This is a genomic window from Streptomyces sp. NPDC107500, assembly GCF_055582785.1.
The window spans coordinates 174,148-198,913 of the sequence record NZ_JBVJPF010000002.1; the positions used below are offsets into that span (position 1 = coordinate 174,148).

Annotated in this window: 17 protein-coding genes and 1 pseudogene; 7 read left to right on the forward strand and 11 right to left on the reverse strand. The window is 68.3% G+C overall.

Translation table 11 applies throughout. The features are described from left to right. Positions 1–13 precede the first annotated feature (13 nt). Positions 14–2,692, reverse strand: a complete 2,679-nt coding sequence (locus ACZ67M_RS06935) for an ATP-binding protein (RefSeq protein ID WP_469849867.1) — start codon at positions 2,690–2,692, stop codon at positions 14–16. 263 nt (positions 2,693–2,955) lie between these two features. On the opposite strand from ACZ67M_RS06935, the gene ACZ67M_RS06940 reads away from it, so the two are divergent. Then, positions 2,956–3,963, forward strand: a complete 1,008-nt coding sequence (locus ACZ67M_RS06940) for a DUF2510 domain-containing protein (RefSeq protein ID WP_392102286.1) — start codon at positions 2,956–2,958, stop codon at positions 3,961–3,963. A 151-nt stretch (positions 3,964–4,114) separates the two neighbouring features. On the opposite strand, the gene ACZ67M_RS06945 is transcribed toward ACZ67M_RS06940, so the two are convergent. After that, a complete protein-coding gene (locus tag ACZ67M_RS06945; RefSeq protein ID WP_469849869.1) occupies positions 4,115–4,726 on the reverse strand; it encodes a TetR/AcrR family transcriptional regulator in 612 nt (203 codons plus the stop codon). Positions 4,727–4,857: 131 nt separating this feature from the next. Between ACZ67M_RS06945 and ACZ67M_RS06950 the strand changes: the two genes are divergently transcribed. Beyond that, complete coding sequence (locus ACZ67M_RS06950) at positions 4,858–5,676, forward strand: phosphatase PAP2 family protein (protein ID WP_392017660.1); 819 nt, start codon at positions 4,858–4,860, stop codon at positions 5,674–5,676. Continuing rightward, a complete protein-coding gene (locus ACZ67M_RS06955) occupies positions 5,673–6,584 on the forward strand; it encodes a DMT family protein (protein ID WP_469849871.1) in 912 nt (303 codons plus the stop codon). Before ACZ67M_RS06950 ends, ACZ67M_RS06955 begins: the two co-directional genes overlap by 4 nt. 13 nt (positions 6,585–6,597) lie before the next feature. On the opposite strand, the gene ACZ67M_RS06960 is transcribed toward ACZ67M_RS06955, so the two are convergent. From ACZ67M_RS06960 to ACZ67M_RS06985, 6 genes and pseudogenes are all read right to left on the reverse strand, one after another. Further along, positions 6,598–8,652, reverse strand: a complete 2,055-nt coding sequence (locus tag ACZ67M_RS06960; RefSeq protein ID WP_392102283.1) for a phosphocholine-specific phospholipase C — start codon at positions 8,650–8,652, stop codon at positions 6,598–6,600. Positions 8,653–9,098: 446 nt separating this feature from the next. After that, positions 9,099–9,531 (reverse strand): annotated as a pseudogene (locus tag ACZ67M_RS06965) (transposase); the annotation flags it as partial. An 89-nt stretch (positions 9,532–9,620) separates the two neighbouring features. Further along, positions 9,621–12,992 (reverse strand): SAV_2336 N-terminal domain-related protein, encoded by a 3,372-nt coding sequence (locus tag ACZ67M_RS06970; RefSeq protein WP_469849872.1) that lies wholly within the window; start codon positions 12,990–12,992, stop codon positions 9,621–9,623. Continuing rightward, positions 12,937–13,866 (reverse strand): AAA family ATPase, encoded by a 930-nt coding sequence (locus tag ACZ67M_RS06975; RefSeq protein ID WP_114531517.1) that lies wholly within the window; start codon positions 13,864–13,866, stop codon positions 12,937–12,939. Before ACZ67M_RS06975 ends, ACZ67M_RS06970 begins: the two co-directional genes overlap by 56 nt. Further along, positions 13,863–15,884, reverse strand: a complete 2,022-nt coding sequence (locus ACZ67M_RS06980) for a vWA-MoxR associated conflict system protein (protein WP_469849875.1) — start codon at positions 15,882–15,884, stop codon at positions 13,863–13,865. Before ACZ67M_RS06980 ends, ACZ67M_RS06975 begins: the two co-directional genes overlap by 4 nt. A gap of 44 nt (positions 15,885–15,928) precedes the next feature. After that, positions 15,929–16,897, reverse strand: coding sequence for an alpha/beta fold hydrolase (locus tag ACZ67M_RS06985; RefSeq protein WP_469849877.1), 969 nt, complete (start codon positions 16,895–16,897; stop codon positions 15,929–15,931). A 395-nt stretch (positions 16,898–17,292) separates the two neighbouring features. Here ACZ67M_RS06985 and ACZ67M_RS06990 point away from each other — a divergent pair. Beyond that, a protein-coding gene (locus tag ACZ67M_RS06990) for an IS5 family transposase (RefSeq protein ID WP_469849879.1) occupies positions 17,293–18,101 on the forward strand; the annotation gives its coding sequence in 2 pieces (ribosomal slippage) (positions 17,293–17,632 and positions 17,632–18,101; 810 coding nt in all). Here ACZ67M_RS06990 and ACZ67M_RS06995 read toward each other — a convergent pair. Then, positions 18,093–18,719 carry a nucleotidyltransferase family protein gene (locus ACZ67M_RS06995; protein WP_469849880.1) on the reverse strand — a complete coding sequence of 209 codons (627 nt, stop codon included), beginning with the start codon at positions 18,717–18,719 and terminating at the stop codon, positions 18,093–18,095. The genes ACZ67M_RS06990 and ACZ67M_RS06995 overlap by 9 nt on opposite strands. A gap of 88 nt (positions 18,720–18,807) precedes the next feature. Further along, positions 18,808–19,134 (reverse strand): divalent-cation tolerance protein CutA, encoded by a 327-nt coding sequence (gene cutA, locus ACZ67M_RS07000; protein WP_469849881.1) that lies wholly within the window; start codon positions 19,132–19,134, stop codon positions 18,808–18,810. Between the two features lie 321 nt (positions 19,135–19,455). Here cutA and ACZ67M_RS07005 point away from each other — a divergent pair, with 321 nt between their 5' ends. Together ACZ67M_RS07005 and ACZ67M_RS07010 are read left to right on the forward strand one after the other, a co-directional pair. Beyond that, positions 19,456–21,585: a hypothetical protein gene (locus tag ACZ67M_RS07005; protein ID WP_469849882.1), complete on the forward strand. Its 2,130-nt coding sequence runs from the start codon at positions 19,456–19,458 to the stop codon at positions 21,583–21,585. A gap of 257 nt (positions 21,586–21,842) precedes the next feature. Beyond that, entirely contained in the window at positions 21,843–22,028 is a 186-nt protein-coding gene (locus ACZ67M_RS07010; protein ID WP_469849883.1) for a helix-turn-helix domain-containing protein, read from the forward strand. A gap of 83 nt (positions 22,029–22,111) precedes the next feature. Here the strand turns inward: ACZ67M_RS07010 and ACZ67M_RS07015 are convergent, their stop codons facing one another. Next, positions 22,112–23,236: a tyrosine-type recombinase/integrase gene (locus ACZ67M_RS07015; RefSeq protein ID WP_469849884.1), complete on the reverse strand. Its 1,125-nt coding sequence runs from the start codon at positions 23,234–23,236 to the stop codon at positions 22,112–22,114. A 216-nt stretch (positions 23,237–23,452) separates the two neighbouring features. Here ACZ67M_RS07015 and ACZ67M_RS07020 point away from each other — a divergent pair, with 216 nt between their 5' ends. Next, positions 23,453–24,736, forward strand: coding sequence for an MFS transporter (locus ACZ67M_RS07020; RefSeq protein WP_469849885.1), 1,284 nt, complete (start codon positions 23,453–23,455; stop codon positions 24,734–24,736). The last annotated feature ends 30 nt before the right edge of the window (positions 24,737–24,766 follow it).

Sequence of the window (24,766 nt, forward strand, 5' to 3'; positions counted from 1 at the left end):
GTGCGGCGGCCGGTCAGCCCGTGTGCACCACCGCCAGCGCCTCGCGGGCCCGGGCCACCAGCCCGTCGGCGCCGCACGAGTCGGCCAGCGCCAGGCCCCGGTTCAGCTCGGCCGCCGAACGGGCCGCGATGCCGTACTCCACACGGGCGGCGGCGTGTTCGTACTGGCAGGGCGAGGCCTCCAGGTAGGTGACGGCCTGGGCGGCGAGCCGGACCGCGCGCTGGCCGGTCTCCAGCGCGGCGGCGCAGCGCAGGGCCTCTCCTATGGCGGTGTCGGTGCCGAAGCGCTCGGCCTGGCGGCGGGCGTCACTGGCCAGCCGGGCGGCGCGGCCGGGGTCCTCGGTGGCGAGGGCGCGGGCCAGTTCGGTCGCCCAGGGCACCACCACGGGGTTGTGCCGGCCGCGGGCGGCCGCGGCCTTCTCGGCGGCCTCCAGCTCGCCCACGCCCTCCTCGGTGCGGCCGGTCGCCAGCAGCAGCCGGCCGCGCACGGAGCGGGGGTCGGGGAGCACGATCGTCGACGGGTAGGGCGGGGCGAAGCCGTACTGGTCGGCGAGGGTGCGGGCCTCGGCGACGTGGCCGCGGGCGAGCAGGGTGTCGATCAGGTTGCAGATCGCCGACCAGTACAACGGCAGTCCGCGGCCGACGCGTTCGGCGATGCGCAGGGATTCCCGCAGCGACGTCTCGGCCTCCTTGAGGCGTCCTCGCCTGCGGTGGCCGAGGCCGACGTAGGCGTGCGCGAGGGAGAGGTGGCCGCCGCTCCAGCCCGCCGTCTCGTAGGCGCGCAGGGCCTCGGTGAACAGTGCCTCGGCGCGGTCGAGCCGGTCGGCGTAGGCGTAGGAGCTGGCCAGCATCATGGGCAGTTCCAGGCCCCACTCGGTGTCGGTCCAGCCGAGCCCGGGTGCGAGGCGGCCGTTGACCAGGGCCCGGTCGCACAGTTCGACGACCTCCTCGACGCTCTCGCCGTGCGTCATGGCGTCGAAGCCGCGCAGGATGAGCAGGGCGCGTTCGGCGTTGTCGCGGCCGGTGCAGGTGGCGGCGAGTTCGGCCAGGCGGGCGGAGCGGCGGGGCGAGGACGTCTCGCCCGCGTGGATGCCCTCCCACATGTACTGGGCGGCCTGGAGCCGCAGCCGCGCGGACGGGTCCGGGTTGCGGGCGGCCTCCGCCTCGACGGTGCGGACGGCCTCCTCCAGCTGGTCGTTGTGGAGCAGGGCCTGGGAGAGCCTGAAGACGGCGTCGACGCGCTGCTCGCCGTCGAGTCCCGGCATGGCGAGCGCGGTGCGCAGGTGGCCGATGGTGGTGGCGGGCGCGGTGAGGAGGGTGGCGCAGCCCAGCTCGAAGAGCACGCGCGCGTGCGTGTCGGGCAACGGCGGTTCCTGCAGGGCGCGTTCCAGGCAGCGGCGGGCCGCGTCCGGGGCGCCGACGGCCAGGTGTTCCCGGGCGGCCTCGCGCAGTTGCCCGACGACTTCCTGGTCGTCGTCGGGATAGACCTGGAGCAGGTGGCGGGAGGCGGCCGCGGCGCCGAGGCCGGAGTCGGTGACCAGTTGGGCCGCTATGCCGTGCATCGCCGTGCGCAGCGCGTCCGGGATGGAGCTGTAGACGGCGGTGGCGATCAGCGGGTGGACGAACTCCAGGTCGTCGTCGCCCGGTCGGCCGGGTGCGGGGCCGGCCGCGGCGAGGATGCGGGCGTCGGACAGCAGCTCGGCGCAGCGGGCGGCGTCGGCGCGGTCGAGGGTGGCGAGGCGGGCCACCATGTCGACGGTGATACCGCTGCCGAGGATGGCCGCGGCCCAGGCGAACCGGGTGGAGTCGACGCCGAGTTGTTCCAGGCGGGCGACGAGTCCGCCGCCCCGCGCGGAGCGGTTCAGGGCGCGCAGCTCGGCGGCCTCCGCCTCGACCGGCTGAAGCTCGCTGTCCTGGACCTTGGCGAGGAGTTCGACGGTCTCGTAGGGGTTGCCGCCGGTGACGGCCCACACCTCGCGGCAGAACGCGGCGTCGGCGTGGGCTCCCAGCGTGGCGCGGGTGAGTCCGGCCGTCGCGTCGGGGGTGAGGGCGTTGAGCGGGGTGAGGGGCCGGCCCACGGCGGCGGCCTCGTCGAGGTGGCGGGCGCTGTCGCCGCTCACGTCGCCGGGACGGCGGGCGAGGACGATCAACACCGAGGTCTCGTCGAGCCGGCCGGCGAGCGCGGCGAGCCAGCGCAGGGTCTCCTGGTCGGCCCAGTGGGCGTCGTCGACGAGCAGCACCAGCGGCCACTCCCGGCGGGCGAGGCGGCGCACGGCGGCGACCAGGCCGTCGCACACGCCCTGCGGGTCGGCCTGCCGCTCGCCGGGGTCCGCTATGCCGAGGGCGGGGCCGGCGATGTCGTACCAGTCGCCGAGGTACTCGCGGGCCTCCTCGGGCAGCATCGACACCAGTGCGGGCTGGAGGAGTTGGCGTACGACGTTGAAGGGGACGGACCTGAGGGTCTCGCCGCCGCGTGCCGACCAGACGGTGCAGCCGAGCGCCTCGGCGATGCGGCGCGTCTCGGCGAGCAGCGCGCTCTTGCCCACGCCGGCCTCGCCGCGCGCCTCCAGCAGCAGGCCGGGGGACGAGCGGTCGGCGCGGAGGGTGTGGACCGCCCGCGTGATGGTGGCGACTTCCTCGTCGCGCTCCCAGAGGGAGGCCGAGGCGGCGACCGCCCGCCGTACCTCCGTCATCCCGCTACCTCCCCAAGTCGCCCGAATGACGTACGAGCACTGAGCCTAGCCCTCCGGCCGGGCACGTGGTGCGTGGTCCGGCGAGCAGTTGCCGTGACGGGTGACTTGGGGTAAAGCCGGGACGACGCGCCGGGCCCGTCATCTGCGGCGGCGTCTGGCGGGCGGCGTCAACTCGTCGCTGCCGCGGGGCGTGGCGGGTCGGCGGCGGACTTCGTCGCGGGGCCTCTCATCCGGCTTTCACCGACGCCTCATACGGTGGGCACATGACGCAGGTGACTCCTCCCGGGTGGTACCCGGACCCCGGACAGAAGCAGGACGGTCCCGCCACCGAACGCTGGTGGGACGGCAAGGCGTGGACGGACCAGGTCCGCCCCGCCGGGCAGGACGCCGCGTGGGCCCCTCCCGCGCAGCCGCCGGCGCCGGGCGCGGCGCCGGGGCCGTACCCCGTGCACCAGGGATATCCGGGCATGCCCGTGCAGCCGCCGTCCGCGCGGCGGCGCCGGCTGACCACCGGCATAGCCGTCGCGGCGGCGGTGGCGGTGCTGGCCGGCATCGGTGTCGGTGTGTACGCGCTGGCCGGTGACGGCTCGGACGGCGACAGCGCGGGATCCTCGCAGCAGGACCGGCGCGGCCCCGGCGGCGAGGACGCCCCCTTCGGCGACCCGCCCGGAGGCGAGGGCGGAGGTGACGGCGAGTCGCCCGCGCCGGACTCGCCGGGCGAGTCGGAGCCGCCGACGATCGACAGCGGGTCGGTGCCGGACCTGCTGAGCGGGATCACCCTGCCCATCCCGGACGGCTGGTCCGGGCAGCAGTTGGAGGTCGGCGCGTCGGTGACGTCCGACGACAGCTACAAGTGCCCCGGCGACTCCTCCGCGACCTGCACCAAGGGCGGCGCCTACTCGGCCCCGTCGATGGTGCTGCGCACCAAGGGGGACACCGCGGAGGAGGTCGCGAAGGCCGACATCGAGGCGAACGCCGAGGAGTCCTACGGCGGCAAGTCCTACGGCGGGATCACCTCGCACAAGGAACTGGCGTCCAAGGCGGTCACGGTCGCCGGGCAGAAGGGCTACCTGGTCCGCTGGCAGGCGGTCACGGCCAAGGGCGCCGACGGGTACGTCCAGTCGCTCGCCTTCCCCTCGCCGGCCGATCCCGAGCGCATCGTCGTCGTCCGCTTCGGCGTCGACGTCGGGGAGAAGCAGGCCGTGCTCGACGAGATCACCAAGGGCATCGAGGCGGGCGCCGCCGGCGGCGGCAACGGGCAGGACGTCTGACCCGACCCGGACCGCACAATGATCGGCCGGGCGGGGCGCCCCTCCGCTCAGAGGGCGCCCCGGCCCGGCCGGGGGTGCGCGCCGCCCCCGTCCCCACGGTGCGGCGCGGGCAGACCACCGTCCAGTCATCCCATGGACGGCGGCCTGGGTCTCAGGGGAGGCCGAGCGCGGGGAGCACGACGGCCTCCACGAACCGGACGAGGTACTCCGCGTCGGCGTACTCGCCCTCGACGACGGGCCGCATCCGCAGCACGCCGAACATCTGCGCCGGCACGTACTCCAGGGCCGGATGGTCCGCGTCGACCTCGCCGCGCTCCACCCCGCGCCGCAGGATCTCCCGCAGCGCGGCGATCTCCGGTTCCACCAGCGCCTCGCGCAGCGCGCGCTGGAGCTCCGGGTCCTGCATGACCGCGTGCCCGAGCGCCTGGAGCAGGGTGTCCTTGCCGGACCACTCCCCCGCGATGCGGGCCGCCTGGCGCAGGTCCTCGGCGAGCGATCCGCTGTCGATGCCGGCGAAGCGCACCCGCCGGTGGGAGCGCAGGGCGGCGGCCACGAACTGGGGCTTGGTCCTCCACTGCCGGTAGAGCGTGGACTTGCTGCACCTGGTGCTGGCGGCGATGCCCTCCATGGTGACGGCGTCGTACCCGCAGGCCCGGATCTGTTCGAGCACGGCGTCGAAGAACTCCTGCTCACGCTCGGGCGTGATCTTGGAGCGGCGCGAGGTGCCGACCGGTTCCGGTCGGTCCGCGGCCTGCGACGTCATGGTCCCTGCTCCTCGTCCCGGTGTGCCTCGAGCGTGCCTCGAGTGTCTATCGATACGCCAGTGTACCGGTACCCGAGCGTATCGGTACACTGTCGTATCGGAACGAGGTCGTATCGATGAGAGGACGGGGGATGAAAGCCCGCAGCGAGCCCGCCGGAGCGGAGCCCCCACAGGCGGGGCCGGGCACGTCCGCGCGCCCGCCGCTCGTCCGCGAGCTGCTGCTCGTGGCCGGGCTCTTCCTCGTGTACAAGCTCGGCCGGCAGCTGGCGACGGGGCACACGGCGGAGGCCTTCCGCAACGCCCGCCGGGTGTGGGACGGGGAACGGGCGCTGCGCCTGCCCGACGAGGGCTCGGTGCAGTCCCTGCTCCTGCACGGCGACGCGCTGGTCCACTCGGCGAACACCTACTACGCCGCCGTGCACTTCCCGGCCACCGTGGCCTTCCTGGTCTGGCTCTACCTGCGGCGGCCCGCGCACTACGTGTGGGCGCGCCGGGTGCTGGCCGCCGTGACCGGCGCGGCGCTGGCGCTGCACCTGCTGTTCCCGCTCGCGCCGCCGCGCATGCTGGGCGCCGCCGGGATGATCGACACGGCCCGGGTGTACGGCCCCTCGGTGTACGGGCCGCCCGCCACGGACGAGTTGTCGAACCAGTTCGCGGCGATGCCGTCGCTGCATCTCGGCTGGGCACTGATGGTGGCGGTCGGCCTGGTCGTCGCGACCCGGTCGCGGCTGCGGTGGCTGTGGCTGCTGCATCCGCTGCTGACCCTGCTGGTGATCGTGGGCACCGCGAACCACTACTGGCTGGACGCGGTCGCGGCCACGGCGCTGCTCGGTCTGGCGCTCGCGGTGCTGCGCCCGCCGCACCGGCGGCGGTGCGCGCTGCCGCCGCGCCGGGCGCAGCCGCGGCGCCGGGCGGCGGCCGGGCCCGAGCTGGTCGGGGCGGCCCGGTGAACGCCGCTCTCGTCGCCGTCCTGCTGTCCCTGGTCTCCGCGTGCGCCTACGCCGCCGCGGCCGTCGCCCAGGAACGGCTGGCCAAGCGCGGCGCCGGGGCGGGGGCGCTCCGGCTGCTGGCGTCCGGTGCCTGGTGGTGGTCGGTCGCGCTCAACGCGTCGGCCGCCCTGCTGCACGTCGTGGCGCTGCGGTACGGGCCCCTCACCGTGGTGCAACCGCTCGGGGCGCTCACCCTCGTCGCGGCGGTGCCCCTCGGGGCGCGGCTGGCGGGCCGGCGAGTGAGCGCCGTGGAGTGGCGGGGCACCGGGCTGACCCTGCTGGGGCTGGGCGCACTGCTTCTCACCGCGTCGGGGCCCGCGCCCGACGACTCCCTGAGCGTGGCCGAGGCGCTGGCGGTGTCCGGCGCGACGGCCGCGCTGATCGGCGTGCTGGCCTGGCCCGGCTCCCGGCCGGGGCTGCGGCACGCGACGGGGTCCGGCATCGCCTCCGGGGTCGCCTCGGCGCTCACCCAGACGGTCACGGTCGCCGTCACGGACCGCTCGGCCCCCGTGCTCAGCGCGCAGGTCATCGGGGTGGCGGTGCTGGTGGCGGCCTTCGCGGCGGGCGGCCTGCTGCTGTCGCAGACCGCCTACCGGGGCGGCCTGGGCGCCCCCCTCGCCGTGGTGACGCTGGCCAATCCGGTGGCCGCCGCGGTGATCGGACTCTCGCTGCTCGGCGAGCGGCTGCGCGGCGGCCCGGGCGGCATACTCCTCGCCCTGACCGGCGCCGCGCTGGCCGGCTGGGGCGTGATCCATTTGAGCCGCGCGGCACCACACGCGCCCGACACCCTTGCCGCGGCCCCCGTACCGGACGCGGCGGCGGCACTGGTGCCCCGGCAGCCGGGGCCGGGGCACCTCAGCCGGCTCTGAAGGCCGGTCGTCGTCAGTCCGTGACGAGGGCCGGGTCGCTCACCCCGGGGTGGCCGTTCTCCACGTGCCCGCAGAAGCGGCGCAGGAACGCCGGGTCGGAGTCGGAGGTGACGGTCAGGTCGTACCAGCGCCCGCTCCGCTCCAGGTCGACGGTGTGGCGCACGGTGGTGCCTGGACGCACGGTGAGGGTCTTGCTCCGGCCGCCGTACGCGTTCTCCACCTTCAGCCGGACCACCGAGGTCCCGGCGTTGGTGAGGGTCAGCCGGACGTCGTCGCCGGTGTGCCGGGCGGTGGCCTCGGGTCCCGCGGTCTTGTTCGGCCCCTTGAAGACGCGCAGGAAGCCGTTGGGGCCGTGCACGGTCAGGTCGTACGAGCCCTTCGAGTACGCCGAGTTCCAGGTGTCCGCGACGGACTTGCCGGCCTCGGTGGTGTACGTCCAGGGACCGTCGGTGCGGTTGCCGGAGGTGATGAGGAAGGCGGCACCGGCCGCGGCGCCGGAGGCGAAGGTGAGCGTGAACTTCCCGGCCGCGGCGTCCACGGCGCCGTCGACGTGCGGGGCGTAGCGCAGCGGGCGGGTGGGGCGCCGGCCGCGCTCCTGCCGGGGCATGTCCGGGTCCGCGGGCGGCTTCGGGCGGTAGTCGGGGTGGCGTTCGCGGTCCGGCGGCTCGTAGGCGTCGGTGTCCGGCAGGGCGGCCGGGCGGCTGTCCTTGCGCGAGAAGTCGAAGGCGCTGGTCAGGTCACCGCAGATGGCCCGCCGCCACGGCGAGATCTGGGGCTCGCGCACACCGAAGCGGCGTTCCATGAACCGGATGACCGAGGTGTGGTCGAAGGTCTCGGAGCAGACGTATCCCCCCTTGCTCCAGGGTGAGACGACCAGCATGGGCACGCGCGGGCCGAGCCCGTAGAAGCCCTCGCGGTGACTGGCGCTGCCCTGGAAGACGTCGAGGGAGACGTCGACGGTGGACCGGCCCTGCGCGGCGGACTTCGGCGGCAGCGGCGGCACCAGGTGATCGAAGAAGCCGTCGTTCTCGTCGTACGTGATGAACAGCGCGGTCTTCGCCCAGACCGCCGGGTTGGCGGTGAGCGCGTCCAGGACCTGGGAGATGTACCAGGCGCCGTAGTTGGACGGCCAGTTGGAGTGCTCGGAGAACGCCTCGGGCGCGGCGATCCAGGAGACCTTCGGCAGCCGGTCCGCCTTGACGTCGGCGCGGAGCCGGTCGAAGTACCCCTCGCCGCTCTTCGCGTCGGTGCCGGTGCGCGCCTTGTCGTACAGGGGGTCGCCGGGCTTCGCGTTGCGGTACTTGTTGAAGTACAGCAGCGAGTTGTCGCCGTAGTTGCCGCGGTAGGCGTCGTCGATCCAGCCCCAGTGGCCGGCCGCGTCCAGGCCGTCGCCGATGTCCTGGTAGATCTTCCAGGAGATTCCGGCCGCCTCCAGCCGCTCGGGGTACGTGGTCCAGTCGTAGCCCAGTTCGTCGTTGCCGAGGACCGGGCCGCCGCCGGTGCCGTCGTTGCCGGTGTGGCCCGACCACAGGTAGTAGCGGTTGGGGTCGGTGGAGCCGATGAAGGAGCAGTGGTAGGCGTCGCAGACGGTGAAGGTGTCGGCGAGCGCGTAGTGGAAGGGGATGTCCTCGCGCGTCAGGTACGCCATGGTGGTGGTGCCCTTGGCGGGCAGCCAGCGGTCGTACTTCGCGTCGTGGTAGGCGTCCTGGCCGTCGGACCAGCCGTGCGGGAGCCCTTCGAGGAACTGCATGCCGAGGTCGTCGGCCTCCGGGTGGAACGGCAGCACCTCCTTGCCGTCGCTGCCCGGCTGGTGCCACACCGACCGGCCGCTGCCCAGCGTCACCGGATGCGGGTCGCCGAAGCCGCGGACACCGCGCAGCTTGCCGAAGTAGTGGTCGAAAGAACGGTTCTCCTGCATCAGGACGACGATGTGCTCGACATCCTCGATCGTCCCCGAACGGTGGTTCGCCGGGAGCGCCGCGGCCCGCTCGATGCTCGCGGACAGGGCGCTGAACGCGGAGGTGGCGCCCGCGAGTTGGAGGAACCTGCGGCGGTTGACGTCTGGCATGGGGGTGGGAGACCTCTCGCCTCGGGGGGTTCAACCGGCCGGGACGGTGCCGGATGATGACGGATTGCGCGCGAAAGGAGTGTTCCAGGAGCAGCAAACGTCAGGGAAGGGTCCGGTGGCGCTGGTGTGAAAGTCGCCGGTACGTGAGGTGTGCCGGGCCGGTCACCCGGGGATGGTCGCGATCATGACAGGCATGCACACGGAAGCACCCCCGGCCCGACGGCCCGTCCGCCAGCTCCTCGCCGCCTCGGTGGGCAACGCCGTGGAGTGGTACGACTGGTTCTCCTACACGGGCACGCCTGCACTCTACGTGCAGGCGCCCGACCTGCAAAACTTCAGGTCAGCACGGCTATCTGAGCGGATGCCCATGTGCAGATATCGCAGGGTGTCTCCACCTCTGATCACATCCATGCTGACCCATCGCTGACTTTCGTGACGACACGTCATTTCGTGGTCGGACCGCCGCGGGACCGACCCAGCGCCTGGCCAGCCGACACGCGTGCCGGATCATCCAGTTGGTCCCCCGCCGGAGCCCCTTCTTTGGGCGCCGGCGGCGTGCTGATGAGCCCGGTTGATCGTGAAGTTCACCAACACCGTCTACTACACGACTTCGACGGAGTCTTCGCGGACCTGAGCCTGTCCGAGCAGACTGGCCCAGGTGCCGTCCGCCTCCCAGCGGGCGAACCGTTGATAAGCCGTCTGCCATGGCCCGTAGCGTTCCGACAGGTCACGCCGCGGGACACCGGTCCGCAACCGCCACAACACCCCATTACTCACTTGCCGGTGATCTCGCCACGGCCACACACGGCCATCGACACCTGGCAACAAGGGCGCTATCCGCTCTCCCGCTCCATCCGTCAGCTCACCACGACCCACCATGAGATCAATTATCAGACAGGTCCTAGCACGCCACTACTCACAGCAAGCGGAGGCTGAACGATTGCAAAGACAGACTGCGGCGATACACTTCACAAGTCTTCCGGTAACCCTACGACCCACCACTCATCAGGGTCTTCCTCCGACGCCTCCGTGAGTGCATCAGCGGTCCCGGACGACGCAGTTTCCGGCAAGGTGCATTCGAACCACACAATCTTGCCCGTGCTTAGCCGGTCGCTGCCCCAGCGCCTGGACAACTTGTTAACTAGGAACAGCCCCATCCCACGGATCTCGCCCGCCTGCGGCTGCCTCATGCGGGGCATCCTTGACGCGTCGTCGCCGACCTCGCAGCGCAGCACGTCGGTGCGGAGCAGGCGCAGGGTGATCGGCCGTGAGGCGTACCGCACCGCGTTCGTGACGACCTCGCTGATGAGTAACTCGACCGAGCCCGTCATCTCCTCCAGGCCCCAGCGAGCCAGGGCGCTGCGGGCGAAGCGGCGGGCGCGGCCTGGCGCCGCGTCCTCCGGGTCAAGTAACCAGTACGCCACGTCGCTGGGCGCGATCCCGTCGAACCGGGCCGCGAGCAGCGCGATGTCATCGTCCCGGTCACCCGGGCCGAGCATATTAAGGACGTCGTCGCAGAGCGCCTCCAGCGGCGGCAGATGGCCCGGGCCGGTCGCCTGGGCCGCCTCGGCAAGGCGCACGCGCAGCTGCTCTATGCCGGTCCACACGTCCCGCAGCCGCGACTCGACCAGGCCGTCGGTGTACAGCAGCAGCGTCGCACCCGCGGGCGCGTCCAGCTCGACCGCCTCGAAGTCCACGCCGCCCACCCCGATCGGCACCCCCGGCGGCACCCGCAACACCTCGGCACGCCCACCCGGGTGCAGCAGCACCGGCGGCGGATGCCCGGCGCTGGCAATGGTGATGCGGTGCGCGACCGGGTCATACACGGCGTACATGCACGTCGCCACCCGGTCCGTGCCCAGCCGCTGCGCCTGCTCGTCGAGGTGGTGCAGAACCTCCTGCGGCGGTAGGTCGAGCCCGGCCAACGTCTGCGCCGTCGTACGCAGCTGCCCCATGATCGCGGCCGAGGTCATGGAGTGGCCCATGACGTCGCCGACGACGAGAGCGACCCGGCTGCCGGGCAGCGGTATCGCGTCGTACCAGTCGCCGCCGACCCGTGCCGTCTCCGCCGCAGCCAGATAGCGAGCCGCGAGCCGCACCCCGGTCACGCGCGGCAGCGACTCCGGCAGCATCGTGCGCTGCAACTTGTCCGCGATGTACGCCTCACGTCCGTACAGAATCGCCTTGTCAATGCCCAGCGCGCTGTGCGTGGCCAGCTGTCCGGCCACCAGGAGGTCGTCCGCGTCGAACACGGGCCTGTTCGACTGGCGCAGGAAGACCGCCGCGCCGATCACCCGCCGCCGCCCCCGCAGCGGCGCCAGGATTGCGCAGCGGCGTCCCAGCGGCACCGACCGGTCGCCGCCAAGCAGTTCGGGCAATGCGGCGAGCGCGATCGGCGAATCCGCGAACACTGCCCGGACGCCGCGCAATACTTCGGCAAGCGCACTGCCAGAGCGCACCTGACACAACTCAGCACTGCCCGTGCCCAATTCTCCCTTTGACGCGATGACTGCGGACAGTGGGGCAGCGTCTGTCTTCACGCGGTTTACCTCGCCGGCACTACGCTCAGTGCGGCGCAACCGCAGCACCATCGGCCCGGTCGGGCGCTCGTCACCGACCGGCAGCGGCTCGCGCAGGTAGACAAGCAGAGTGTCGGCGAAGCCCGGTACAGCGGTTTCAGAGAGGGCGCGCAAGATCTCGTCGACATCGAGCCCACCGGCAATGCGGGCCGTAGCAGAGGCAACAATCGACACCTTGCCATCTGGCTCCGGTTCGCTACTAATGCCCCCAAGTGTGCGAAGAACCTCATGGGCGGCTTGACCAAACGGCCTTACTTCGGCAGGAAGGCGGCGTAGCGCGTCGGGATTGTGCAGCACTGCGGGCACGCTCGTTGAGCGGTCCACCCGGGCGCTCACGTACTTCTCGAGCATTCCACACATGCGCCAGGCTTCGTGTTGAGGCAGGAGCTGCTTCAGCTCGTCCTCTACACCATCACGGAAGGCCATGACGAACACACCGCTACTCTGTGAGTGAAGTGACACGATGCCACTTGTGATCAGCTCGGCAATGTCGGCAGCGCCGGCTGCGGGCAGAAGCTCTTGCCGGATCAGTTGCAGCACAGGCAAACTCATCCGCCCTGCCAAGGAGCTCAGCACAGCTAGCTTGACCGCACCGGGTGAAGCAGTGCGGATAAATGCTTGGGCTAGGTCGATACGCGCAGCGTGGGGGCGCGAAGAACTGCCCCGCTGGACGCGTCCCGTGGCGGGGATGAGTATCGAGTCACAGCCAGCCGGGTCACCGCGCATCTGTGCGCGTGCCCATCGGCCGAGCGAGTGCGGGCTGAGTGACAGGACTGGGAGAGGGAACCATGACGGCAGACTGTCCCGAGGACTCTCGAGCAGCAGTGGTACGTCGAAGCGCAGTGTGGTACTACCGCCGCCCGGCACCGCTTGGGTGGCCGTTACTCCGGGAAGGTCGAGTGCTTTGCGTCGCCATAGTTTCGAGGGCAACGGATTTAGTAGCGCCACTGATGTCGACTGGGCCCACGCACGTAATTGCTGCCAGATTGTTTGCTGGTACCAGCCTGGGGCCGAGCAGTCCGAGACGACCAGGACCAGACGTCTGCCCTGCGGAGAAAGCGCATGGTCGGGCCCCGCCACCGCCCCCCGATGATCGTGAAGGATGGGCTGTGAGTCCTCGAATGTCAGTCCCCAGGTACGCAGAAGCCGGAAGGCTCCCAAATGGTCGAGGACACCTTCCAGTTCGGCGATCGTTTGCTTCCACACCTGCATGGACAGCGACCGGTCAACGATAAGCAGCAGGTCGAACCATCGTTCTGGAGCTGCTCGGAACGCCGGGATGAGCTCGCCACTGCGCGCGTACCCATGGATCGTCCGCTCGATGTCGAGTTCTGCATGAAGGCCGGTTTCCCACGGACGTTTGTAGGCCCGCAGGGCACGTAGGAGGTCCAGCGCATCGGGAAGAGCCCGCCCCTTGGCAACCCCGACTGGTTCACCCGACACGCTTCCAGGACTGTCAGCCAATTGCTCGTGCACGGCGACACCTGGATGGGATAACGTCCCTGCTGCCGTGCTGCTCTGCGGCCGCTCGCGCTCCCGAGCGCCGTCAACTCTAGGCGGTACCGGCCCCTGCGCGTCGGTGCGCGAGCGCCAGTGCTGGCTCCTCCCGCTGAGTGTGGCAGCCAGCCACACGGCTTCAGCCAGCGCCGTGGCGTCCAGGTTTGCCCCTTCTGCACGGAGATTTTGTAGCACGCGTGACAAATGGTCAGGCACGTGACAGCTCTCGCATGAGAAGGTCGGCGACCTCCTGCCGTCCCGCACTTTCTGGAGCAGCGGTGCCGGACATCACGTGGACGGCATTGAGCAGTTGGTCAATGGCTAGGCTGTCGCCGCCTTCCAATCGCGCGACGAAGTCCTCAACGAGGTCCCTGACCGGCCCCCCGTCATCGATGTCGATCTGCAGGTGAGCCATGATCATTCGTCGGAGGAGTGGAACTGTCGGAGGCGCCATGGTGTATCGGATGCACCTACGCAAAAAGGCGGCGGGGAAGTCGCGTTCACCATTGCTGGTCATCACAATGAAGGGAAATTCTGCGCAGCGTACACGACCTCGTTCGATGGCGTGATGGCCGTCACTCCCCCACTGCCGGACAGACACAACGTCGTCCTGATAGCGGGCGAGTTCGGGAATCTCGTATTCACCGCGTTCCAGAACATCGAGGAGGTCACTGGGTAGGTCGAGATCGCTTTTGTCTACCTCATCGATCAGCAACGCACGGGGATGGCGCGACGGCAGCAGAGCTGTGCCGAGCGGCCCTAGTTGCATGAATGGAGCGATGTCATCGACCCCGTCGGCCTGGCCGAGCCGCTGTGCATGAATCCGCCCCAGGGCGTCGTACCGGTACAGGGCCTCGCTTAGCGAGCTACGGGACGTGATGTGCCAGCGCAACACGGATCCAAGCTTCAGCTCATTGGCCACCTGCTCGATCACGGTCGACTTACCCGATCCAGCAGGTCCTGTCACAAGCAGCGGCCGACGCAGATGAAGCGCTGCGTTTACGGATTCCACCAGCCCCGCAGGCGGCTGGAACTCCTTCGCCATCGCGCCGCGCGGGAACGTCCGCCACGGCGGCGGGGGCGCCAGTTCAACCTCGCGCGGCACTCCATCCCCGGTGTAGTACGGATTCCAAGTCATGAAGCGCTCCCATTTACAGCATCGGGACTGTCGAACCAACTGCAGAAATCAAGCCATTCGATGTCGTGCCACACCGACCTCAGGTCAGCGAGCCGGTCGGATGGGTTCACGGAACCGCCCTGCCAACGTCGCCGGTACGCCTCAGCTAGTTCGGCAGGCAAGCGATCCCAAAAGATGTCAAGTAGTTCTTGCTCTGATGGTGGGAAGGTCCTGTTCGCATCAGGCCACAGCACGACCGGCACGTACGCCAACAGCATCTCCATCACCTGCTTCAGGTGGGAAGGCCGGTTCGAGAACGCCACCGCACGGGTGTACCTGCCAGCCTTCAATTGATCTCCGAGCTGCTGCGATTGACTCGCTTCGTGTTCCGCCAGCCAGTCGACAGGTGCCTTGGCCGTGCAGGTGCCCATCTGCTCCAGACCGGCCCGCGCGTGATCATTGATCCACCAGAGGTGAGCAGGAGGGTTCAGACGCATACTCCAGCGCACGACCACATCATGGTGCACGCCCAAACGGACGCCGAAGTCGGTTTCTTCAGGTTTCCAGCGCAGGAGAAGGGAGGTGGGCACGGCAACGTCCACCTGCCGCAGCGGTGCCCCGCGAAGCCGCGCGTGTTTGCACCCCCAGGCAACAGCTTCCCCGAGTTTCGCTTCGACAGCCGTCTGCGTCGGGGCACAGGTGATCTCCTCTCGTTCACCTACCTTGCCGTTGTCCAGCAGCCATAGGTCCAGCGACTCGGGCCAGTCATCCGCCACGGTCGCGTGCAGGCTGACCACAAGCCGCAGCCGTCGTGTCACCTGGCCTCGGCTGAGGGCCTCAATAGCGTCATTGAGCTCAATCCGCGCTCCGCAAGAATCAGCCCAATCAGCTATGTCGTCAGCGGAGAGGTCTCGGCCCACGTCAGCACCGAGAGCAGCGACGAAACGGGTGAGCAACGCTGTATCACTTGCGCCAACTCGTGGTGCACGTAGGACGAGCAGTTCGAGGAGGTCAGTGAGCAGGGCAGTACCTGTGCTGTCCGGCATCAATGCATACACGTCAGCAGGTAGCGTGGGTAACGCTCTGCGCAGGCGCTGGGTTGTGAGCTTGTCGCCTATCCAGGAGGTGAGGAAGGATTGGGTGACGAAGCAGGTGCGCAGGCTGTCCACGATGTGTACAGCCCGGTGGACGAGCGTAACCGGGCCTATCCCTGTGCCCGTTTCCTTGATCGTCTGGATGTCGTGCCGGAGCCGGTCCAGCTCAAGCAATGACCATGGTTCCGGCCAAGCCATCGCAGGGCCAACTGCTTCTATAGCCGACTTAAGGTCTGCGGCACCGAGCCAGCCAGGGCCTGGACGCTCACCACCCACGACGCGGGGGTTGCGTGACAACCACAGCGCTTGCGCCGCGAAATGATCGCCGTCATGCTCCAGGCTGACGACGTCTTGGCCAATCACCGAGTGCCGCAGCACCTCCCGCAACTCGGACACGCCGGCGTACTTTCCCGCGGTCGGGATGCCCTGTCTCACCAGCTCAGCAAGCCGACGGCTGAACACCATGCCGTGCGCCTTCTGATCGGCACCCGACGCCATGAGTAGCGACACTCGTGTACGTCCGCCCCGTACACCTGCGACGAGGGCCTTGACGTCCGGCACGGCTCCCGCGGCGTGGCAGGTATCAACCAGCGCAATGACGCCGTCGACGCCTGGCTGCTCCGCTGCCTGAACAATCAGGTGGCCGACATTCACCGCAGTGCTCAGTACGTCCGGCTCCGCGTCTGCGCCCATCACGTACAGCTCCGAACGTCCGCTTCCTGCCATCCCATGGCCGAGGAAGGCCAGAACTAGAGTGGCGCCGGCCTCCCCGGCCCGCCGGGTGGCGGCACGCACCGCAGCCTCGATCTGTGCCTGCGTGACGGCGGGGCCGTACAACAGGACGCCCCCGTCGCCCAACGCTGGCGCGCAGGCACCCAAGTCCTCTTGCTGTAGCACCTGCCCCAAGACCCGCGCGGCGCCTTCCAGCTCGATCAGATGACCCATGGCCTGATTCTGAGGGGCCACGATGAGAAGCAGTCGTGAGACGGTCACGCCGATGGCCTCTGCCCGGCAAGGCGGATAGCCTCCACGATCGGGCCAGCCACGCTGGCTTGCGCCAGATACTTGGTAGCCGTGTGGGCCCAGATGCCGTCGGAGTCCACCCGGTCACTGACAGGCAGGCAGCCTCCGGCGTTAGGCAGCACATCACGATCGAGCCACGGCCGAGGGGCAATGATGTCGTCCCGGTCCCAGTAATTGAGCCAGCGTTCCACGCAGTCCGGAGTGGCCGGTGGCTGCGGCTGCAGCCTGGGAAGCACAACGGTGCGCATGCCGATCGGGGAACCTATGGTCACCAGCAGTGGTACGGCGCCCCGATGCTGGTGCAGAGCCTCCAGGGCGACGATGCTTCCCAGAGAATGAGCGATGATGACCGTCGGCCGATCACCATTCAGAAAGCTGAGCATCCGTTCACGGATGCACTCGTCGAGCGTGCTCCCAGCATCGTCTGCTTCCGCTCTGCTCAGGTAACGGGTCACCTGAGCAAGATCACCCGCCATAAGCCGACCGCTCACCCATTGCCCCCCGCGCCGCATTCCGGGCAAAGCTAACAGAGTCGTACAGACGTTTACCAGGCGCCGTATGAGGTCTCCGCTGCCTTGGGTTTGCTGGTCCGCCATAAGTTCCACGCGCGCGTGCTGCAGCACACGTCGCTCCCCCATGTCAGGGTCGCCAGCCAACTGGGCGTCGATCATGCCCTCAAGCAGCCGCCGGAGCTCTTCACTCTCGCCTGCTGTAGCACCCGGCGTCGCCGCTCCTTGAGCCTGCGGAGACGTGAACAAATCCCCGTAATAGGCAAAGGCCGTGTCGCAGAAGGCGTTTTCGGCCAGTGCCGACCCCTCCGATGAATGGCCTGCCTTGCGGGCGCCGATGGCCAGGGCTGCGAGCCAAGAGTCGCGCTCAGCCTTGGGGTCCCGCGAACTACCTATGCCATGAACGAATAACAAAGCCGGTCTCACGCACTGGTCCCCTCCCGCGCCTGTGTTTCTCCACTTGCTGCACGAGGCCAACGCCACGACGTACAAGTGCAGTCGACGCAGTCCGCATGCCTGGAGAAGGATCGAGAGTAGCAAGTGAACCCCCCAGTCCGGGCTGTACCGCACAAGGTTGACCGACGAGTCACTGCAGCATCCTCAAGCAGGCGGTCACGTAGTTCGGCTTGCCGCCGGCAACAGGGCCTACCCACACCTGGCTGCGACGGCTCGGCATCAGCCCATCCGCGAACGGGGCGAACCAGTCGGAACATGGTCCGGGGCGCCGCTGCGGCGGGCGACCGCTCCCCTTACTGATCGTTTCAGAATGAGTTGAGCCACGTGTCTTGTGCTCGGCGATCTTGGTCGGCAGGGTGTTCCGGGTGCGTTCTGATCTTGTGGCCGATGATCTGTGGGAGCGCATAGCTCCGCTACTGCCTCCCACTCCTGAGCGGCGCCATCGTTACCCCGGACGCCTGCGTGTTCCGGACCGGACGGCGCTCGCGGGCGTCCTGTATGTGCTGCGGACCGGTGTCGCATGGCGTGACGTTCCCGCCGAGGCCGTCGGCTGTTCAGGGGTGACTGCGTGGCGTCGGCTTCGGGACTGGACCGAGGCTGGCATCTGGCCGCGCCTGCATGCCGCGCTACTGACCGAGCTGCGTCGCGCGGGGCTGCTGGATATGGACGACTGCGCTGTCGAGGGCTCACACGTGCGGGCCCTCAAAGGGGGGATCACGTCGGACCCTCGCCCGTGGATCGTGCCCGTCCCGGCACCAAGCACCATTTGATCGTCGACCGCCACGGAACTCCACTCGCCCTCACGCTCACCGGCGGGAACCGCCATGACGTCACCCAGCTCCTCCCGCTGCTGAACGAAGTCCCGCCGATTCGGGGCCGGCGAGGGCGGCCCCGCCGCAAGCCCCGGCGCCTGTACGCCGACCGCGGCTACGACTTCGACAAGTACCGCCGCCTGCTCTGGAAGCGCGGCATCAAGCCGATGATCGCTCGGCGCGGCGTAGCCCACGGTTCCGGACTCGGCAAGGTGCGCTGGGTCGTCGAGCGCACCTTCGCCTGGCTTCACCACTTCAAGCGCCTGCGAATCCGCTACGAACGCCGGGCCGACCTCCATCTCGGCCTACTCCAACTCGCGTGCAGCATCATCTGCCTGCGTCGGCTCCGCGTATCAGGATGAAGAAGGCGTCAGGACTGTGGACTCCGAGGGCCAGCCGAGAACGGTCAGCTCAGGCCACTGCTGTTGCCAGCGGGCCGCCTTGGCCTCATACACTTCGCGCGGGGCAAGCACCGGATTGGGGCGCACAACCAGGTTGAACACGTCGGAAAGCCCGTGCGGCGCGTAGACGCGCCACTGACCGCCCGGCTCCAGACGCACGCCCAGGCAGCAGGTGGTCGCCGCGAAGCTGTCGATAGCCGCCTCTGTGGACGCATGAGGAGCGCAGGCGACGCCGAACTTCTGTTCGTACCAGAGGTGGACGCGAGCCTCGTTACGGACCTCGACCTCCGCCGGTAGTCCTGTGAACACTTCGCCGGCGGCCTTGATCACTGCGTCCTCCGCCTCCCAGGACAAGTCCCGGTCATCAAAGTAGAAGACGTCGTAGTCCTTGATCCCGCTGGTGGGAAGTTCGTCCGTAACCACGTTCCAGACTGTCTGGAACAGGCAACCCGCCGTCACGTACCAATTGGGCAGGCCCAGTCCTGCCGTGCGGTTCAGCACCTCCACCAGCACCTCGTTACGGGCCAGCGCAGACTTCAGGGCGGCGAGCTGCTCGTCGAGCGGGAGGCGACCAATCATTGCCCATGCCTACCACGTGACGGGCCTACAACGCCCGCAGCCCCCTCCTGCGAGGCCCTCCCGAAGGATCTGATTCTGAAACGGTCAGTTAGTGCGTGCGCGTCTCATCAACAACCCAGGACAGATATGCCTCAGCTCCTCCGGTCACGGGCAGCGTGACCCACTGAGGGACGTCATACGGGTGCTTCTCATGCAGCCATGCCTCCAGGGCAGGGAGTCGGTCCGACGACGTCATGTAGGAGATCCGCCACTCCCGAGCCGTTTCGACCTTCCCCTGCCACCAGTAGTAGGCAGTGATGGGTGCATCGATGTGAACGCCCGCCGCCAACTTGCCCTCGACAGCGCCTCGGGCGAGCGACTTCGCCAGCTGCTCGTCGTCACTGGTCGTCTGCGCGATCACGATCTCGTGGTTCATGCGGCTGCCTTTCCGGCTCGGGTATGGCGACCCTATCCAGACGTCCGAAAGAGGCCGACGGGTGGTAAGGCTTCACTCAACTGCTGCCCCTGCTCGACGAGTAGCCGGCCATCGCGGGCTGGGGTGGGCAGGCTGCGCCGCTGTCCGGCTGCTCTGCCGAGAAGTCGCGGGCACGACCACCCCATCAACGGGTGTCCAGCAACGCACGGTACGTCCCGTGATCGCACGGCGGGGCGATCTCTACAGCACCGGCTTCATCCCCTCGGCCCGAGAATCCCTGCAGCGGGAAACCAGCAATGCCAGAGGTGGCAGGCTGTCCATGTGGCAGATGACTACCTTGGTCAGGATGTGTTGCTCGGCGGGCTTGCGCCGTCTCGTGTCGCGTACGTCATCAGGTTTGGGGATGACGATGGCTTCCGGCAGGCTGTGCGGTCGGCCAGTATGCGTTGGGGCGGTGAAGGTGAGCCCATCATCCAGCTGGCGCCCTCGGGTATCAGTCCCGGAGACCGAGATGTGGTCACCAGAGCGCGTGTCGAGGCCTTCGTACCGATTCGGCTTGGTCGCGATGAGGTAGAGCTGGTCGGCCGGGAACTGGGCCTCGCGGGTGTGGCGGTGAACCAGCTCACAGAGAACTCGATGTCACGACACAGTTACCCCCTCTCCGCGTTTACGCCCGGCGAAACAGCGCTGGTCGCCCAGCCGAGCGGTCCCCTATGGCAGGTGGCTGCAGCCGGTGACGTGGCGGCCCAGATGGTTGGCAGTTCACTCCTCCCAAACGTGCAGGCCCCGCTAGACGGTGTCATCGGGACCGTCCAGGGCCATTGGGGCACGCTTATCGCACGCACTGGCAGTCAGCTCGCTGCCTCTCAGACGGCCTTCAACGATCCGCTTGTGCTGTGGTTTGCTAACGAGTCGAACGCGCTGCCCGACTGTGTAGCGTTCTGGAACTTCCGAGCCTTGCGTCACCGTTCAGCCGGAGGCGGGGCTGCTTGGCTGCTGCCGGCCACGGAGGTTGGTGCCTGGACGGGCTTCGCTGAACAGCTGAGCTCCCGGCTCGCGATCGACGGATGGCGGAGCGTCGACGCGGTGCTCTGGAGTCTACAGGTGAGTCCGGAGAGGATGCACACGCTGGCTCAGGAGTGGTGCCTTACAGAAGGATCTTCGGATCTCTCACAGTTCGGCTGGCTTCCACCCGCATACGAGCAGGATGGAGACGACCAACGTGACCCAACGTATGCGGTCGTGGATCCCACACCTTTCCTGACGACCGTGTGGGACTGGGCTCCGACCGCTGATTTTGATGCACACCTGTTCAGGAGTCCTCGTGAAACACGCATCCGTTTCACAGCGCCAATACATCTCTACGACCGGGCAAGAGTACTACTCCGCATGACCAGTCCTTATTTCGACCGACTCCCCCGGGTGGGCGAGGTAGCAGAACTGATTCACCCCGAAAGCCGTTGGCAGGAGCACCGGCTACAGGTTCCGGTCCCCATCAGTGCCGGGGAGGTGAATCTAGCAATTACCTTGCCCACTCCGTATGAAGCACTATGCACGGTACTCGACAGGGCCACGGACCAGTGGGCCTTGTCGTCGAAGGGACGGCTAGCGGACTCCCTGCCGGACGAAGCCGGTGCTCTGGCCCTGGAGCCGGGTCTCTTCGCCGTGCTAACTGAGCTGATGACGCCCCGCTCAAAGGAGCTCGTCAAGGCGCTTAAGCGGGCAGTTCTCAGCGGAGCGGAATCTGTGGAGCTGGAAAGGTTGGCGTCGACATGGGGTGGCCGCACGCGAAGGCGCTACCGGCCGGTGAGTTCCCTGCCTGGGAGAGCAGAGGTGGCACGCACAGCCGCAGAACGTCTTGTCTCACACGGCTGGGCGCAGCGAGGGTTCCAGTGCTCATGCAGACGGTGCGGGTCGGATACGTTCGTCCCGCTCGACGAAGTAACGGCCCAGGCAATCTGCCCGGGCTGCGGCGTGCCTGCGGTCTACACGAGTGGCACGGATGGGCCAATCGTGCACTATCAGCTCAACACTTTTATCGACCAGGCAGTTGACCAGGGCATCTTCCCGCACCTGATGGCGATCGCCGTGCTGCAAGCAGAGGACCGCCACGCGTGTCTCCTGCCTGGGGTGGATGTGTGGCTTTATGACGAAAGCAACTCCAAAGAGGCAGACGTACTGGGTATTTTCCGAGGCGAGCTGCTTTCCGGCGAGGTCAAGACGAGCCCAGGGGACTTCACTGAGGACCAGATCAACCACGATGTAGATATCAGCACTCGTTTGGGTGCCACATATCACCTGATGGCAGCCGTACATCCGCTGTCGCCAGACAGCAGGGCGCTGGCTGAGCAAGCCTGCCACGTGCAGGGACTGAAGCTGATCACTCGCGACAACCTCCGGCTTCAAGAAGGCGCGGGAGTGAATACACAGGGCGAAGGCGGCGCTGCATAATTGTTTGATGACGCTGCGACCGCGCGATCTGCGGTGTCCGTCGTGGAGAGTCTCACCTCCCTCCCTAAGAGGGCATGCTCATCCCGGCCCGGCTGGCCCCCTCGCAGGTGGCCAAGATCAGATGGAGCTTCAGCAGGCCATCAAGGCGCTGAATCTCTGTAGCAGATTTTCCCGGCCGCCCCAAGCTGCACTCATTCGGCACCGTTGCACACCGGCCCGCTTATCACGGGCAGACGTCGACACCTGAGAGACGCAAGATGACTGCCGAATTCATGAACGTCAAAGAGACCGCCGACTACCTGAACATGTCTGTGACGTGGGTCTACCGCGAAGTACCGAAACAAGGGCTGTCGCCGTACAAGTTCGGGCGCGGTCGTAACGCCAAGGTGCAGTACAAGCTGTCAGAGGTGAAGTCCTGGGTGCTGCAGCAGCGAGTCGAATGACCGCCTGCCATGCCCTTCGGGCCCGGACCCCGGAGCGGGGTCCGGGCCCGAAGGGCATGATCGGTCCTCGACTCGTCGCACTCTCAGGCAGCGAGGTCGTGCAGCCCCCGGTCCAGGAGCCTGGCGGCTCGACCAATCGAGGCCGGCATCAGATGCCGGTAGATCCGGAAGGTGACCTCGATGCTCTTGTGCCCCATCCAGTCCGCGACATCAGTAATGGGGATGTTGTGCGCCAGGCAGTTTGACGCGAAGAAGTGCCGGTGCCCATAGATCGTCATGCCCCTGGGGATGTACAGGTTCTTGGCCGGCAGCTTCCGGTACCAGATGGCGTTGATCGTGCCATGATTCATGTGCTTCCCCTGGGTCCCCTGCAGGACGTAGCCGTCCTCGGTCGTGCCGTGCTTCTCGGCGAAGCGCTCGATCGACTCCCTGATGCTCCGGGGCAGCGGGACCTCGCGGAACTCACCCGGCTTGCGATGCTTGAGCTTTTCGAGCTTCTTCGTGCGGTAGTGGACCTGCTCCGTGACGCGGTAGACGTCGTCGGCCACGATGTTGTTCACGTTTAGTGCCAGTGCCTCGCCATTGCGCAGTCCGCAACCTGCCATCATGTCGACGAACATCGAGAAGCGATCGCTGGCGGCCGCCGCCTTTATCGCGATCACCTGCTCCTTGGTAGGAACGACCGCCCGCTCGGCCTCGTACTGCGGCGCGTCGACGCCCTCGAGCGGGTGCCCTTCGATCGCACCCTTCCGGTGGGCGTCGAGCAGTAGCGTCTTCAAGAGGACGAAGACCTTGAACTGCGTGGGGTCCGGTGTACCCAGGCGGTCCATGGTCGTCAGGAAGTTCTCCACCACCAGCGGAGTGAAGGTCTCCACGCGCCGTGATCCAAGCTCCGGAATCAGGTGGTTCCGCGCGAGGTGCTCATACTCGTACACCGTGCCGTAGGACAGCCGACGCTGCCGCCCCATGTAGTCACCGACGAAGTTCTCGAACCGCATCTGCCCGTAGTGGCGGATGAGCTCGGCTTTGGACGCAGGCGTCTTCGACTTCTGCGCGTACAGCGCGACGAGGCGGTCCTTAGCGTCGTCCTGGGTTCGGAAGCCGCTCTCCTCGCGTTGGTGGCCGCCGGCGTCGCGGTACCGGATGAAGTAGGGGTGCGGGCACTGGGTGGGGCGCTTGCAGTTGCACGCCTTGTCGAACGTGCCCATACCGCGAGCGAGCTGCTTGAAAGTGGATGGCAATGTACTGACCTCGGGCTCATGCTGACCTTTTGCTGACTCAGCGCCCGTGATTATGGATCTGGATGTCGGCCGCACCAAACGACACCGCCGGTCGGCGGGGGCGACTGGAGGAGGCCGGCGGCAGTGGGTCGAACGCTTCGACCCACGCGTGAGCAGGGATCCTTCTGGGAACGGGTCAGGATCATGACAGAGACCACCACGACCACGACCCGTCCTGCTCACCCGCTGCGCCAACTCCTCGCCGCCTCCGTCGGCAACGCCGTGGAGTGGTACGACTGGTACGCCTACACCTTCCTGGCCACCTACATCGCCGACCAGGTCTTTCCCGAGAGCGCGGACAACTCGCTGGTGCCGCTGCTGTCGACGTTCGCGGTGTTCGCCGTGGGCTTCTTCATGCGGCCCGTGGGCGGGCTGCTGATGGGCGCCATCGCCGACCGGAGCGGACGGCGCGCCGCGCTGACGGTCACCATCCTGCTGATGGGCGGCAGCAGCCTGCTGGTCGGCCTGACTCCGACCTACGCGGCGGCCGGGCTGCTGGCCCCGGTGGTGCTGGTGGTCGCGCGGCTGCTCCAGGGGCTCTCGGTGGGCGGCGAGTTCGCGGCCTCGACGACCTTCCTGGTGGAGTCGGCGGGGCCGGGGCGGCGCGGCCTGTTCTCCAGCTTCCAGTACGTCTCGACGACGGCCGGGCAGCTCGTCGCCTCCGGTGTCGCGACGGTGCTGGTGAACACGCTGAGCGAGGAGCGGATGAACGGCTGGGGCTGGCGCGTCCCCTTCGTCCTCGGGGCGGTGCTCAGCCTGGTCGGCTTCTGGATCCGGCAGGGCGCGCAGGAGACCCGCAGCGAGGAGCAGCGGCAGGCCCCGCGACCCGGCCTGTTCGAGGCGCTGCGCCGCCATCCGCGCGAGTCGCTGCTGATCTGCGGCATCACGGCGGGCGGCACCATCGCTTACTACACCTGGACGTCGTACCTGCCGACCTACGCCGAACTCAACACGGGCCTCGCCAAGTCGGACGCGCTGCTCGCGGGCACCATCTCGCTGGCCTTCTTCGCGCTGCTTCAGCCGGTGGGCGGCATGCTCTCCGACCGCTTCGGGCGCCGCCCCCTGCTGCTCTTCTTCGGCGTGGGTTTCGCCCTGCTGAGCGTGCCGCTGCTGCACTCCCTGCGGGACTCCTTCGCCGTCCTGTTGCTGGTGCAGTGCGCCGGGATGATCCTGCTGACCGGCTTCACCTCCATCAGCGCCGCGGTGAACGCCGAGATCTTCCCGCCCCGGGTGCGGGCGGCCGGTATCGGCTTCCCCTACTCGCTCACGGTCGCCCTGTTCGGCGGGACGGCGCCCTACGTGGGCACGCTCTTCAAGGACCTGGGCCATTCCGGCCTGTTCCCCTGGTACGTCGCCGTGCTGTGCCTGCTGTCCTCGCTGGTGTACCTGCGGCTGCCGGAGACGGCGCACAAGGAGCTGGAGCGCTGACGCCGCTGGGCGGCAGCGCCCCGGCCCACC

Coding starts and splice junctions, on each gene's coding strand:
- cutA (WP_469849881.1), bottom strand. CDS start 19,134: ATGAACCACGAGATCGTGATCGCGCAGACGACCAGTGACGACGAGCAG.
- ACZ67M_RS06940 (WP_392102286.1), top strand. CDS start 2,956: ATGACGCAGGTGACTCCTCCCGGGTGGTACCCGGACCCCGGACAGAAG.
- ACZ67M_RS07020 (WP_469849885.1), top strand. CDS start 23,453: ATGACAGAGACCACCACGACCACGACCCGTCCTGCTCACCCGCTGCGC.
- ACZ67M_RS06935 (WP_469849867.1), bottom strand. CDS start 2,692: ATGACGGAGGTACGGCGGGCGGTCGCCGCCTCGGCCTCCCTCTGGGAG.
- ACZ67M_RS06975 (WP_114531517.1), bottom strand. CDS start 13,866: ATGACTTGGAATCCGTACTACACCGGGGATGGAGTGCCGCGCGAGGTT.
- ACZ67M_RS06950 (WP_392017660.1), top strand. CDS start 4,858: ATGAAAGCCCGCAGCGAGCCCGCCGGAGCGGAGCCCCCACAGGCGGGG.
- ACZ67M_RS06945 (WP_469849869.1), bottom strand. CDS start 4,726: ATGACGTCGCAGGCCGCGGACCGACCGGAACCGGTCGGCACCTCGCGC.
- ACZ67M_RS06960 (WP_392102283.1), bottom strand. CDS start 8,652: ATGCCAGACGTCAACCGCCGCAGGTTCCTCCAACTCGCGGGCGCCACC.
- ACZ67M_RS07015 (WP_469849884.1), bottom strand. CDS start 23,236: ATGGGCACGTTCGACAAGGCGTGCAACTGCAAGCGCCCCACCCAGTGC.
- ACZ67M_RS06995 (WP_469849880.1), bottom strand. CDS start 18,719: ATGATTGGTCGCCTCCCGCTCGACGAGCAGCTCGCCGCCCTGAAGTCT.
- ACZ67M_RS06980 (WP_469849875.1), bottom strand. CDS start 15,884: ATGGGTCATCTGATCGAGCTGGAAGGCGCCGCGCGGGTCTTGGGGCAG.
- ACZ67M_RS07010 (WP_469849883.1), top strand. CDS start 21,843: ATGACTGCCGAATTCATGAACGTCAAAGAGACCGCCGACTACCTGAAC.